Origin of the sequence: Stenotrophomonas sp. 278, assembly GCF_003935715.1 — a bacterium.
Classification (GTDB): Bacteria; Pseudomonadota; Gammaproteobacteria; order Xanthomonadales; family Xanthomonadaceae; genus Stenotrophomonas; species Stenotrophomonas maltophilia_AH.
Genome location: NZ_RHPP01000116.1, coordinates 1 through 13,468 on the forward strand (window position 1 = coordinate 1; position 13,468 = coordinate 13,468).

The 13,468-nt window shown below is 65.4% G+C and carries 9 protein-coding genes and 1 pseudogene; 3 read left to right on the forward strand and 7 right to left on the reverse strand.

Annotation, left to right across the window (positions count from 1 at the left end; all coding sequences use genetic code 11):
- The 3 genes from EGJ34_RS16545 to EGJ34_RS16555 form a co-directional block, all read right to left on the reverse strand.
- Positions 1-761: alpha/beta-hydrolase N-terminal domain-containing protein (locus EGJ34_RS16545; RefSeq protein ID WP_312023037.1), on the reverse strand; the 761-nt coding region annotated here is incomplete at its 3' end.
- 104 nt (positions 762-865) lie between these two features.
- Complete coding sequence (locus EGJ34_RS16550) at positions 866-2,293, reverse strand: basic amino acid/polyamine antiporter (protein ID WP_125361591.1); 1,428 nt, start codon at positions 2,291-2,293, stop codon at positions 866-868.
- A 27-nt stretch (positions 2,294-2,320) separates the two neighbouring features.
- On the reverse strand, positions 2,321-3,745 hold the full coding sequence (locus EGJ34_RS16555) for a basic amino acid/polyamine antiporter (RefSeq protein WP_125361592.1): 1,425 nt from the start codon (positions 3,743-3,745) through the stop codon (positions 2,321-2,323).
- A gap of 217 nt (positions 3,746-3,962) precedes the next feature.
- On the opposite strand from EGJ34_RS16555, the gene EGJ34_RS16560 reads away from it, so the two are divergent.
- Together EGJ34_RS16560 and EGJ34_RS16565 are read left to right on the forward strand one after the other, a co-directional pair.
- Complete coding sequence (locus EGJ34_RS16560; protein ID WP_125361593.1) at positions 3,963-4,391, forward strand: PAS domain-containing protein; 429 nt, start codon at positions 3,963-3,965, stop codon at positions 4,389-4,391.
- A 2-nt stretch (positions 4,392-4,393) separates the two neighbouring features.
- Complete coding sequence (locus EGJ34_RS16565) at positions 4,394-5,923, forward strand: sulfite reductase flavoprotein subunit alpha (RefSeq protein ID WP_125361594.1); 1,530 nt, start codon at positions 4,394-4,396, stop codon at positions 5,921-5,923.
- Between the two features lie 149 nt (positions 5,924-6,072).
- On the opposite strand, the gene EGJ34_RS16570 is transcribed toward EGJ34_RS16565, so the two are convergent.
- The 3 genes from EGJ34_RS16570 to fusA form a co-directional block, all read right to left on the reverse strand.
- Positions 6,073-6,846 carry a helix-turn-helix domain-containing protein gene (locus EGJ34_RS16570; protein WP_125361595.1) on the reverse strand — a complete coding sequence of 258 codons (774 nt, stop codon included), beginning with the start codon at positions 6,844-6,846 and terminating at the stop codon, positions 6,073-6,075.
- A gap of 3 nt (positions 6,847-6,849) precedes the next feature.
- Positions 6,850-7,770, reverse strand: coding sequence for a M14 family metallocarboxypeptidase (locus EGJ34_RS16575; RefSeq protein WP_125361596.1), 921 nt, complete (start codon positions 7,768-7,770; stop codon positions 6,850-6,852).
- A 105-nt stretch (positions 7,771-7,875) separates the two neighbouring features.
- Positions 7,876-9,915, reverse strand: a complete 2,040-nt coding sequence (gene fusA / locus EGJ34_RS16580; protein ID WP_125361597.1) for an elongation factor G — start codon at positions 9,913-9,915, stop codon at positions 7,876-7,878.
- A 576-nt stretch (positions 9,916-10,491) separates the two neighbouring features.
- Between fusA and EGJ34_RS16585 the strand changes: the two genes are divergently transcribed.
- Positions 10,492-12,687 (forward strand): TonB-dependent siderophore receptor, encoded by a 2,196-nt coding sequence (locus EGJ34_RS16585; RefSeq protein WP_125361598.1) that lies wholly within the window; start codon positions 10,492-10,494, stop codon positions 12,685-12,687.
- A 441-nt stretch (positions 12,688-13,128) separates the two neighbouring features.
- On the opposite strand, the pseudogene EGJ34_RS16590 reads toward EGJ34_RS16585, so the two are convergent.
- Positions 13,129-13,468: pseudogene (locus tag EGJ34_RS16590) on the reverse strand (hemin ABC transporter ATP-binding protein); the annotation flags it as partial.

The following is a 13,468-nucleotide window of genomic DNA, read 5'->3' on the forward strand; positions in this document are numbered from 1 at the left end:
TGCCGCTGCAGCTCACGCAGGGCCAGCCGCGCCCGCGCCTGCGCCGTGTCCGCTGCTGGCAGGCCGACGTAAACCCGCAGCGGACGCAGCGCCGGCCGCCCCATCAAGGAAGATATCTCCGACGCCGAGGGGCCACTACTGGCGTAGTCGCGGCCGGCACGGCCCATCTGCTCCCAGCTCACCCAGGAACCCGGCCCGCCGGTCTGCAATGCATCGGTCGGGGCACGCTGATCGGGTGCAATCAGCGCATCGGCCTGGCGAAAGGACGCATCCGCCAGATGCAACGCCCCACGCAACAGCACGCCATTGGCCAGGAAGAAGAACAGCACCGCCGCCACGCTGATGCCCAGAACGCCGGCCACCGGGGCCGGAACGCGCCCACGCGCGGCCCTGCCGACGCGGCGCGCCACCCAGACAAAGGCCCGCCCCACCGCCAGAAGCACCCCGAATGTGATCAACGCGATCAGCAACAGCCGCAGCGAATAGGTCTGCTCCATGGGTGCCAGCCCCATCACGCCGCGCACCGCATCCTGCCAGGGGCGCACCCACCACACCAGCACCGCGCAGCCGAGCAGGCAGGCTAGTGGCAGCCAGCGCAACACCTGCTGCAGCCGGCCCCGGCCCAGCTCGGGCAGCTGCAACAGCCGCCATCCACCCGACAGCCCAACCCCCAGCAGATACCCGAGGGAGAAACACACGCCGCTCAACAGCCCCTGCGCGATGTAGCCGCGCGGTACCAGGCTGGGGGTCAGCGACGCCATGAAACACAACGCACCGAGAACCTCTCCGGTCCGGCATAGCGGGCCGCGCCACGGTCGAACCGCGTTCACCAGCCAGGACGGCAAGCGTGACCGCGCCAGTGCGTTCACAGCTGCAACCGTCCACTGACCAACCCGTACACCGCCACCGCTGCCATACCGGCAAGCAGCCCGAGTACCAGGGTCTCGGCGGGACGGAACGCAATGCCCCGATGCCGCTGCCATGCCCAGAAAAGCAGCGCACCCGGCAGATACAGCAGGCTGGACAGCAGCAGATAGCGACTGCCCCCGGCCAGCAGCATCGCCGCGGTATAGACGGTCGCGCCGCCGGCGATCCAGCGCATGCGCGCGGCCGACGCCGCCTCACCTCGGCCCTGCCCGCCGAGCGCAAGCTTCAACTGATACGCAGCCACCAGCAGGTAAGGCACCAGCGTCATCGCACTGGTCATCATCAAGGCCAGGGTGAATGCGTACTCGGCGAACCAGCTCACCAGCAGGAACAGCTGGATCACCCCATTGGTCAGCCACAACGCGGTGCTCGGCACCCCGGCCCGGTTCTCGCCGGCCAGTGCGCGCGGCATGGCGTCGTTGAGTGCGGCCGAATGCAGCACCTCCGCGGCCAGCAACGACCACGACAGGTAGTTGCCCAGCACCGACACCAGCAGCCCGACGCTGATGAACACCGCACCCCAGCGCCCCGCCACCGCTTCCATCACCCCGGCCATCGACGGATTGCGCAGCGCAGCCAGATCCGGGCGCAGCAGGATTCCGTAAGACAGCACCGTCACCATCACCAGCAGGCACAGCACGCCCAGGAACCCGGCCACCGTGGCAATGCCCACATCCTCGCGACGTCGCGCGTAGCGTGAGTAGACGCTGGCCCCTTCGATACCGACAAAAACGAACACGGTCAGCAGCAGCGTGCCACGTACCTGTCGCAGCAGGGTGTCCGCCCCGGGCGCGTCCCCGCCCCACAGGTTCCATGCGAACACATCGGCGCGCAAGCCCTGCACCACGAACACCACGAACACCGCCAGCGGGACCAGCTTGGCCACCGTCGCGACGGTGTTCAGGAATGCGGCTTCCTTGATCCCGCGCAGGATCAGGAAGTGAAACCCCCACAGCAGCAGCGACGCACACACAATGGACAGTGCATTGCTGCCATCGCCGAACATCGGAAAGAAAAGCCCCAGCGTGGCTTTGATCAGAATCAGGCAGGCCACATCCGCCAGGCAGCACCCCAGCCAGTAGCCCACCGCCGAAAGCAACCCGGCGAAGTCACCAAAGCCGGCCCGCGCATAGGCATAGATGCCGGTGTCCAGTTCGGGCTTCAGCCGTGACAACGACTGGAACACCAGCGCCAGCATCAGCATGCCGGTGCCGGCGATGGCCCACGCAAGCAGCGCACCGTAGATGCCGGTGCGGGTGGCGAAGGCGGCGGGCAGCGCGAAGATGCCCGACCCGATCATCGAACCGACCACCAGTGCGGTCAGCTCGAGCAGGCTCAAGGTGCGGCGGTCGGAGGGCGGGCTCATCGCCGTTGCCAGGGCCGTATGCCGCGATCAGATCTGGATGTAGCCGGTGGCGATCCAGTAGATGCCCACGGCGGCCGCGATCACCGCCAGCGCCAGAATCACCACGTCGGATGGCTTGTTGAACACCCTCGCGCCCTGTTCCCGCCGCGCCCACAGGTACAGCAGGCTGCCCGGTGCGTACAGCACCGCCGACAGCACGATGAACTCGATGCCGCCGGCATACAGCAGGAACACGGTGTAGATCGTGGCCACGACAGCCAGGAACAGGTCGCGGTTGCGTTCCTGCGGACGCATGTCGTAGGTCTCGCCCCGTCGCGTCACCTGCAGGCCGTACGCGGCCACCAGCAGGAACGGAATCAGCGACATCGCGCTGGTCAGGTTGAGCATCAGCGAAAAGGCATCGCGCGACCAGTAGGTACTGATCACGATCAGCTGGATGATGATGTTGGTCGCCCACAGTGCGGCCGATGGCACCCCGTTGGCATTCTCACGCGCGAACACCTTGGGCATGTCGCGGGTGCGCGCAGCTGCGGACAACACCTCCGCGCAGATCAGCGACCAGGTCAGGTAGGCCCCCAGCACCGAGACCAGCAGGCCCACGCTGACGAACACCGCGCCCCAATGCCCGACCACCGCCTCCAGCAACGCCGCCATTGAGGGCTGACGCATGGCGGCAATATCAGCCCGCGGAACCACCGCATACGGCAGCAAGGTGACCAGCACCATCAGCGTGGTCACCACCAGGAAGCCGGTTACGGTGGCCGCGCCCACGTCGGAGCGGTCCTTCGCGTAGCGCGAGTACACGCTTGCCCCTTCAATGCCCAGGAACACGAACACGGTGACCAGCATGGTGGCGCGAACCTGTTCGAAGATGCTGCCGGTGAGGTCGCCGCCGTAGAAGTTGAACTGGAACATGTCCATCTTGAAGGCGAACGCCATGATCGCCAGGAACACCAGGATCGGAATCACCTTGGCGATGGTGACGATCTTGTTGATTGCCGCGGCCTGCTGCACGCCGCGCAGGATCATGAAATGGAACAGCCAGATGCCGGCGGACGCCACCAGAATGGCCACCACGGTGTTGCCGTCACCAAACACCGGGAAGAACGCTCCCAGCGTGGACTTGATCAACACCCAGTAGGAGACGTTGCCGATGCAGCTGCCGATCCAGTAACCAAAGGCAGACAGGAAGCCCGGGTAGTCGCCGAATCCTTCCTTGGCATAGGCGAACACACCCGCATCCAGCGCCGGCTTGCGCTCGGCCAGCATCTGGAACACCCGGGCCAGTGTGTACATGCCCAGACCGGCGATCAGCCAGGCCACCACTGCACCCAGTGGCCCGGTCGCGCCGGCAAAGGTGCGCGGCAAGGAGAAGATACCCGCACCGATCATCCCGCCCACCACCATGGCGGTGAGCTGGGCGCGCGTCATCTTGACGACAGTGGAATTCATGGCAGCCACCAGTATTCAGCAAGGACGTCCTGTCGATCATGCAGGAACCCTCCCCGCACGGCGTCAGTAGTTCTACGCAGGAAACTACGGTAGCGCGGCTGCGACACCCTGCCGCAGGGGGCGCTGGTGCCGCCTTGACCAATGTCATGTCGGAAATCCGGTCGGCGGCGCACGCTGCTGTCAACGAAATCGCCGCTGACACCACGAGGAAGATCCGATGTCCTACCAACCCACCACCGCACAGCTGCTTGACGCCGTACAGAGCGTGATGGTCATCTCCACCACCGACCTGCAGGGCAACATCACCTATGCCAACGACCTGTTCTGTACGCTGACCGGCTTCAAGCGCGAAGAACTGATCGGCCAGCCGCACAGCATGGTGCGTCATCCGGATGTGCCCAAGGCCGTGTACAAGGACATGTGGGACACCATCAAGGCCGGCAGGACCTGGACCGGCATCGTGCCGAACCTCGGCAAGGGTGGCGTGCTGTATGTCGTCGACACCACGGTACAACCTTTGTTCGACGACGCGGGTCAGATCAACGGCTACATCAGCATCCGCCGGGTGGTGAACGACCTGATGGCGCAGTTTGATGCGGTGGAGTTCAGCAAGGAAAAGTTCGACGACTTCTACCAGGCCGCCTGATCATGTCTCCGATCCGCCGCGTACTGGTGGGCTACGGCTCCGAGTCCGGCAATGCCCGTGCCCTTGCGCTGCGCCTGGGCACGTTCCCGGCCTTGACCGCGCACGCGCCGCAGGTGCTGCCCTTCAACGACATTGACGTCGCCGGGTTGGGCGCGGGCGACGTGTTGCTGGCGGTGTCGAGCTCGTTTGGTGACGGCGAGCCGCCGGCCAACGCCGAACGCTTCGCCGACGCGCTGCGCCAGCACCCCGCCCTGCCCGGGCTGCGTTATGCGGTATTCGGCCTGGGCGACACCGGCTACCCCCGGTTCTGCGGCTTCACCAAGGCACTCGATGCCCTGCTGGGCGAGAAGCAGGCGCAACCGCTGCTGCAGCGTGTGGATGCGGATGCCGGCTATGAAGGCTTCTTCGCGCAGTGGGCACCGGTGCTGGGCGAGGTGCTGAACGGAGCCCCGGACGCGGGCCGCGACCTGCACCTGCAGGTCAGCGCCTACAGCGCCGACGATGCGTTCGTTGCACCGATCATCGATCGTCGGCGGCTCAGCCTCAGTGAGCCCGCCGCGTGGCAGGTGCAGCTGGACCTGCGCGGCAGCGGCATGCACTGGCGTGCCGGCGACACCCTGCATGTGGTGCCGCAGAATGATCCGACGTTGTTGCAGGCGCTGGCGGACTGGTACGGCGAACCCGCTGCGACTGAACTGCTGCGCCACCGTGAACTGCGTCAACTGGGCAAGGGATTACTGCGCGATCTGGCCAGGATGAGCGGCAGCGAGCCCCTGAAAGAGCTGCTCAAGTCCAGCCAGCGCCCCGCACTGGAGGCCTATCTGCATGGCGCCGACCTGCTGGACGTGCTGAGAGACCACGCCACCCCGGACAGCGTACCGCTGCCGGCACTGCTGGAACGGCTGTCGCCGTGTCTGCCGCGTGCCTACTCGATTGCCTCATCCGGCGGCGACAGCGTAAGTCTGTGCATCCGCGAGGTGCGTTATCTGCGCAACGGGCGCGAGCGCGTGGGCACAGCCACCTCCGGTCTGCTGCATGGTGACGCAACGGCAAAGGTGTATTGCCGTTCCAATCCGGGCTTTCATCTCGTTGCCGACAGCACAGCTCCCCTGTTGATGGTCGGCACCGGAACCGGCATCGCGCCGCTGATGGGGCTTGTCCAGGAGCTGGCCAACGCCGGCGCACCACGTGAAGTGCACATGTTATTTGGTGAAAAGCACCGTGCCCGGGACTTCCTGTACCAGCCGCAATTGCAGGCCTGGCAGGACGAGGGTTGGATCACCCGGTTGCATACCGCGTTCTCACGCGATGGCAGCGACAAGTACTACGTGCAGCATGTACTGGCCGAGCAGGCTGGGTCGGTTGCTGACCTGATTGAACGCGGCGCCCACCTGTACCTGTGCGGCAACAAGCGGCATCTGGACGGCGCGTTGCAGCAGGCCATCAATCAGCTGGGTGCTGCGGCGTTCGGGAAGGCGGATACGTGGAGCCTGCTGCGTGAGCAGGGACGATTGCACTGCGAGCTTTACTGACCCGCCCGACTGCCAACGGGACTGCCAACGGAATGGCGATCATGGCACCCGACTGCCAACGGGGTGGCGATGATGGCGAAGACCTGTAGAGCCGGGCTTGCCCGGCTGCTTTCGACGGTACCGCGAGAAGCAGCGGGGCAAGCCCCGCTCTACGGGGCTGCCGTTGCCGACGGCAGCGGGTCCACGTCGGCCAGCGCCTGCAGGCGCTCAGGCTGCAGCAGCACGATCTCGCGCTGGTTCACCGCGATCAGCTGCTCGTCGCTGAAACGACGCAGCACCCGGCTGGTGGTTTCAGGGGCCATGCGCAGGTAGTTGGCGATGTCCAGCTTGGTCATGGTCAGGTTGAAACGTGTCGCCGAAAAGCCACGCTGCGCATAACGCGCGGACAGGTCCAGCAGAAACGCAGCCAGGCGTGCATCCGACCGGTGATTGGCCGCCAGCGTGGTCACCTTTCCGATCTCCGCGCTGAGCAGGCTGAACAATTTCGCCTGCAACCCCGGCATGCGGCTGGCCAGCACGCTCATCTTTGGGAACGAGAACCGGCACAGGTACACCGTGTCCAGCGCGACCGCATTGCACGGATAGCGGGCACCATGGATCGCGTTGAGCCCGATCACCTCACCCGGCAGGCTGAACCCCAGCACCTGCTCCACCCCCTGGCTGTCGACCAGAAAGGTCTTGACCATGCCCGCACGCACGGCGGCAATGGCGTCGAAAGGATCACCGGCGCGGAACAGATACTCCCCGGCCTTGAACGGCCCGACATGGTCCACCAGCACGTGCAGTTCGCCGAGCGCCTGCTTGTCGTAACCCTGCGACATGCAGGCTTCGGAAAAGGCACAGGTGCTGCAGAAATGCAGCGCGTCACCGTCGTCGGCGGCCGCCGGATTCGGTGTGGAACCGCTCGCCGTGCGGACAGTCACGGATCAGCGCGCCGCAAGCGCGAAGTCGAGACCCGCGCGCACCGCCGCCATCTGCGCCGCATTGCACTCCGCGGCGTTGGTCCGCGGGCTGTCCGGATAGACCTCGGTGGTGGTGGCAAAGCGGGCATCGGTGAAGCCGGCGCAGGCCCCGATCGAGCGCGACTCGCCCCACACCACCCCGTGCGACTGCAGGGGCAGCCCCACCAGGTGCCCCTGCGCGTCAGCCGGTGCGATGTGGGTGATGGGCTCCACTGCGGCGATCAGCGCCTTCTGGAACGCATGCTCGGGGTTTTCGCTGTTGCCGATGACATAGAAACCATCCGGGATGGTTTCCGGCACCCAGGCCTTGCCATCACGCGAGGCAAGCGCAGGATCAAATTCGTGCGCGTCACTGTCCGTGGTTTCGTGCAGGTCCAGGTGCACCAAGGGCTTGATGTCCTGCGCATCGATCCAGTTCATCAGCGCGGCGGACTCCACGATCAGGCCGCCATTGCGGAAACTGCGGTTGGGATCCACCGCGTCGTGGTTCCAGCGCTGGATGCGCTCGTAGCCCCAGGGGCATACGCAGGGCACTACGACCAGGTTGAGCCTGCCGGTATACTCACCTGCATGCTGCTGCAGAAACTGCAGCGCACCGTGAACGCCACTGGTTTCATAACCGTGCACGCCACCGGTGACCAGCGCGGTCGGCAAAGCGTCATCCCAGTCCCGGCTGACCACGGCCAGCAGCGGATAACGGTCCGGACCAGTTTCCAGCACACCGTACCGCACCACCTCAAGCGTCGCCGGCAGATCCTGCACCACCTCAACCACATCGCGCGCGTGGCTGCGCTGGACGATCTGCCGCTGCCGCCACTGTGTGCGTTCGTCGTCGCCCCAAGGCTGGCCCGGCGTACCGACCGGATAGAAATGCGAAGTCGTCATGGCGCAGAATTCCAGTTTCGTTCGCCCCATTGTAGCGACACGCCATGCGTGTCGTCGGAACCCCAAATAAAAAGGGGAGCCAGCAACCCGGCTCCCCTCCCCGCTTCATGCGGCCTGTACTTCCTCATAACCGGTGAAACGCATGTCACTCGATGCCCGTCCCTGGGTCAGCGAGCGCAGTGCCGTGGTGTACCCGGACAACTGCGCCAGCGGTGCCATGCCGACCACCTCCGCTCGACCGCCCAGGTCATCAATGGACGACACCCGTCCGTGACGACGGTTGAGGTCGCCCACTACGTCGCCCACATGCACCGACGGCACATGGATGGCGATCTCCATCACCGGCTCCAGCAGACGCGTGCCGGCCTGGGCCAGCGCGGCCTTCACCGCTTCCGCACCGGCGCGGTGGAACGCCATGTCGGAGGAGTCCTTGGCATGGGTCTCGCCGTCGATGAGGGTGACCGTGAGGCCCACCACCGGGTGGCCCTGCGGGCCTTCCGACAGCGCTGCACGCACGCCCTTCTCCACCGCCGCCACAAACCCGCGCGGAATCACCCCGCCCACGGTGCGATCCTCAAAGTTGACCTCGCCATCGTCGCGCGGGGCCACGTCGATCACCACGCGGGCAAACTGACCCGAACCACCGGTCTGCTTGACCACCTTGCCTTCCACCGCCCGCACGGCCTGCCGCGGCGTTTCCTGGTAGGCCACGCGTGGTGTCCCCGTACGTACATTGACGTTCCACTCCGTACGCAGGCGTTCCACCATGACCTCCAGGTGCAGCTCGCCCATGCCCCAGACCAGGGTTTCACCGGTGTCCGCATCGGTGTCGACACGGAACGACGGGTCTTCCTGGGCCAGGCTGGCCAGGCCCTGGCTGATGCGGATCAGGTCGGCGGCCTTCTCCGCGGTCAGACGCCACGCCAGCACAGCCTGCTGCGCCTGGATCGCGTCCAACCGCAGCGGATGGGCCGGCGCACTGAGCGTTTCACCGCTCACCGCATTCTTCCAGCCCAGCACGGCCACGATGTCGCCGGCCATCGCCTGCTGGATGTCGTGGGTCTGGTCGGCCTGCACCCGCACCAGCCGGCTTACCCGCCGTCCCTGCGGATGCTGCGAACTGGCCAACGTATCGCCCACCCGCAGCGTGCCCGAGTACAGGCGCACGAAGCTCAGCGCACCGTGATGCTGATGGGTGATCTTGAACAGCAGCGCCGCCAACGGACCGGTTGCGTCCGGCGGCAGCACCACCTCACCCCGGGCGTCTTCAGCAACCACCGCCGCACGATCTTCCGGTGCCGGCAGATAGTCGACGATGGCGTCGAGCAGGGTTTCAATGCCCTTGCTCTTGAACGCCGCACCTGCCAGCACCGGCACGCCCGCCCCGGCCAGCGTGGCCCGGCGCAACGCCGCACGCAGCGCCGCTGCACCGACCTCACCACCGCCCAGCCACAGGTCTGCCAGAAGCTCGTCATGGTCGGCAACCGATTCAACCAGACGCGCACGTTCGGACTCCCATTGGGCGTGTTCGTCCGGACCCCAGCCGCTACGGGTCGGCGTGCCGGCTTCGTCCCAGCGCACCACGCTGCGATCAACCAGGTCAACCCAGCCGCTGAAAGCCGCTTCGGCACCGATCGGAACGCCCAGCGCCCACGGTCGCGCCTGCAACTTGTCCTGCAGCTGATCCAGCACGCGTTCGAACGACGCACCGATGCGGTCCATCTTGTTGACGAACGCAATCAGCGGAACGCCGTGGCGACGCGCCTGGTGCCACACCGTTTCCGATTGCGGCTGTACGCCGTCCACGGCGGAGAACACCGCCACCGCGCCGTCCAGAACGCGCAGCGAGCGCTCCACTTCAATGGCGAAGTCAATATGGCCCGGGGTGTCGATCAGGGTCAGGTGATGCAGGGGCTGGTCACGCGGGGCCCAATGCGCCTGCACGGCGGCGGCACCGATGGTGATGCCACGCTCGCGCTCGATCGCCGAAAAATCGGTGGTGGTCGCGCCGTCGTGGACTTCGCCCACGCGGTGGATCTCGCCGGTTTTCCACAGCAGGCGTTCGGTGAGCGTGGTCTTGCCGGCGTCGATATGGGCAATGATGCCGAGGTTGCGCCGGAGGTTGAGGGTGTTCTGGGTGTTCATGGAATGCGATCTCGTTGCCAACGTTGGGAGAGCCGCACGCCGTCATTGGCTAACGGGCGTGCGGCCAGGTTTGGGGCTCGGCGATCAGGTGCATGGCACGTTCTCCTTGGTCATCGATGGGTTGCGGTGCTGAAACGAAAAGAGCGCCCGGTGGGCGCTCTGTCTGGGATCTGTGGAGTGACCGGGAATCCGGTCAACCGCCTGAGCCGCAAGGCAGACGCGCCCGTTCCGCGCGAACGCGGTTCTGGGTAAAAAACGTCAGGAGCGGCATCAAGGTCATTTCGGTTCAGGTCCGGGATATGGGGCGCATTCTAGACCTCTGATTGAGGGATGCAAGCGATGATTGCACCCATCCATGGAACACAGGCGATCAGTTCGCCTGACAAGCAATACAGGTGCAACAGCCGGTCGGCACCAATATTCTGTATATGCGAATAGGTCGCAATTGCATCATGCAGATTTAACTTTTAGAATGCGTCACGCAACGTCGTATCCACGGCGGTTTCGACGCTGGTAGCCGCTTCGGTTAGCGCGCACAGGCCAGCGCCTGCGCCCTTTCCGAATTTCGAGTGCCCCATGTCCTTCTCCCCCGCCCGTTTCCCTCGGTTGACCCCCAGCCGGCTTGCGCTTGCCTGCGTACTGGCCGCAGCCGCACCGGCCGCCTTCGCCCAGAACGCGACCGAACTCGACAGCGTCCAGGTCAACGCCTACCGCACCACCAACAGCACCAGCGGTGCCACCAAGACCAGCACCGCGATTTCGGAAACCGCGCAGTCGCTCTCGGTGATTGAACGTGCGGAACTGGACGCGCGCGGCGTGCAGTCGCTCAATGACGCCATGCGCTACGTCGCCGGTGTCAGCCTGGAAAGCAGCGGCATCGACAACCGTGTCGATGACTTCCGCATCCGCGGCTTCGATGCCGGCAGCTGGGCCAACAATGTCACTTTGGATGGCATGCGCGCGCCGCAAGGCAGCCAGTGGAACCGCAGCATGTTCGACAGCTGGAACCTGGCGCGCGTGGAGGTGCTGAAGGGCCCGTCGGCGGTGATGTACGGTCAGATGGCACCGGGCGGCATGGTCAACCAGGTCAGCAAGACCCCGACGCCGGGCCAGGAGCAGCTGCTGCGCCTGGGCGTGGATGCCAACGGGCAATACAGCGCCGCCTTCGACGTGGGTGCCGGCACTGCCGACAACACCCACCTGGGCAGGCTGGTCGGCCTGTACCGCAATGGCAACACCCAGATCAAGCACACCGAACAGGAGCACTGGTTCCTGGCCCCCAGCTACACCTGGCAGATCGCCGAGCGCACCCGCCTCACCCTGCTGGGCATGTACCAGAAGGATGACGGCGGTTCGACCTATCAGTTCCTGCCGATGGCCAGCACGCTGCAGCCCACGCAGTACGGTTACATGAAGAACACCACCTTCATCGGCGAACCGGGCTGGAACACCTTCGACCGCACCTTGTGGACGGCGGGCTGGATGTTCGAGCACGCATTCAACGACCACCTGACGCTGATCCAGAACGCGCGCCGCACCCACGTGGATTCACTGTACCGGGGCGTGGTCACCTTCGGCGCGCTCAACGCCGATGGCCGCACCCAGAACCGCCGCGGCGTGCAGGGCACGGGCGATTCCGACGGCGACACGTTCGACACCCGCCTGCAGGCACGCTTCAGCACCGGTGCGGTGGACCACACGCTGCTGCTGGGCTGGGACTGGCAACGGGCGGACTGGGAAGGCGTGCGCAGCGCGATGAGCAACCCGCGCGCCATCGATGTGTTCAATCCGGTGTACTACAACTACCAGCCCACGGTGAGCACGGAAACGCCAACCGCCGGTGTGAACCGCCAGAGCGGCGTCTACCTGCAGGACCAGCTGGCGGTTGCGAACTGGCGTTTCACCCTGGGCGGTCGCTATGACTGGACCAAGGACGACACGCTGAGTGCGACCCGCAACATCGCCACCGGCATTTCCCAGCCCGGCCCGCACAATGTGATCAAGAACGAGGCGTTCACCGGCCGTGCGGGCGTGCTGTATGTATTCGAGAACGGACTGACACCGTACGTGAGTTACGCCGAGTCGTTCCAGCCGTCGACCAAGTCACCGCTGGACAGCTTCAACCGCGACGCGTTCGACCCGGTCACCGGCGAGCAGTGGGAAGCGGGGCTGAAGTACCAGCCTGCGAATGTCGATGGCCTGCTGACACTTGCGGTGTACGACCTGCGCCAGCAGAACATGATCGTGGACGACCCGAACCCGGCGCACCGCAACTGCGGCAGCACGGGCACGACCGTCTGCTCGATCCAGGGTGACGAGGGCCGTGTGCGCGGCATCGAACTGGAAGGGCGCATCACGCCGTTCGAGGGCTTCAGCCTGATCGGTGCGGCATCACGAATGGATTCGGAAATGATCCGTTCCAGCGCCTATTCCGGCAAGCAGCTGGCGATGGTGCCGGATTACACGGCCTCGTTCTGGGCGGACTACACCTTCCAGGCCGGCGCACTGCGCGGGCTGAGCCTGGCCGCCGGTGCACGCTACAACGGCGAAAGCTACGGCGACAGCGCCAACCTGTACCGCATTCCCTCCTACACCCTGTTCGACGCGGCCATCCGCTACGACCTGGGCCAGCTGGGCAGCACCCACGTCCAGCTGGCCCTCAACGCCAGCAATCTCTCTGACAAGCGCTACGTGTCCACCTGCACCGGCGTCTCGTCCTGCTACTACGGCAGCGGCCGCACGGTGATGGCGACGGCGACATTCGGTTGGTGATGTGATTGCGTGATCTACGGGTCGCCGGGCGTTGCCCGGCTGCTGTTGGATTTTTGGCGAACAACCCTCGGCTGCTGCACTACGTGCTTTGGTCCATGGGAAATCCCAGATCAACGGCAATGTCGATCCGTGTTCATGCGTTACCGAATGGTGGGGACTTCACTGCCGTCGTCTGTCGACCGACGCTACCGAGGCTGCGTGCTGTTGATCTTCCGTGGCCGCCGGCCAAAGACATTGGTAGCGTCGGTCGACAGACGACGGCAGTGAGATTGTCAGCGATCGGTAACGCATGACAATGGATCGGAGCTGTCGTTGATTTTGATCTTCGATGGCCACCGCCACCCCAGAGAACCGATGACTGCCGGCTGTTCGCCAAAAACCAACAGCAGCCGGGCGAGCCCGGCTTTAGGTGCACCATGCAATCCGAATTGTTGGCGCGGATCAGGAATCCGCCACCACCACCAGCGGCACGTTGCGCTGCGGATGGCGCAACACCAGCACGTGCTGGTGGTACACGCGTTCGATGTGTTCGCGCGTGAGCACTTCGTCGGGCGTGCCGTCGGCCGCGACCCGACCCTGCTCCAGCAGCACGATGCGGTCGGCATAGCCGGCCGCCAGATTGAGGTCGTGCACCACCACGATCACGCAGGCACCGTTGTTCGCCAGTTCGCGCACTGCGCGCAGCGTGCGTTCCTGGTGACGCAGGTCCAGTGCCGCCGTCGGCTCGTCCAGCAGCAGCAGCGGCGTGTCCTGGGTCAGCACCCGCGCGAACGTCGCGCGG

Coding starts and splice junctions, on each gene's coding strand:
- EGJ34_RS16575 (WP_125361596.1), bottom strand. CDS start 7,770: ATGACGACTTCGCATTTCTATCCGGTCGGTACGCCGGGCCAGCCTTGG.
- EGJ34_RS16560 (WP_125361593.1), top strand. CDS start 3,963: ATGTCCTACCAACCCACCACCGCACAGCTGCTTGACGCCGTACAGAGC.
- EGJ34_RS16550 (WP_125361591.1), bottom strand. CDS start 2,293: ATGAGCCCGCCCTCCGACCGCCGCACCTTGAGCCTGCTCGAGCTGACC.
- EGJ34_RS16565 (WP_125361594.1), top strand. CDS start 4,394: ATGTCTCCGATCCGCCGCGTACTGGTGGGCTACGGCTCCGAGTCCGGC.
- fusA (WP_125361597.1), bottom strand. CDS start 9,915: ATGAACACCCAGAACACCCTCAACCTCCGGCGCAACCTCGGCATCATT.
- EGJ34_RS16585 (WP_125361598.1), top strand. CDS start 10,492: ATGTCCTTCTCCCCCGCCCGTTTCCCTCGGTTGACCCCCAGCCGGCTT.
- EGJ34_RS16555 (WP_125361592.1), bottom strand. CDS start 3,745: ATGAATTCCACTGTCGTCAAGATGACGCGCGCCCAGCTCACCGCCATG.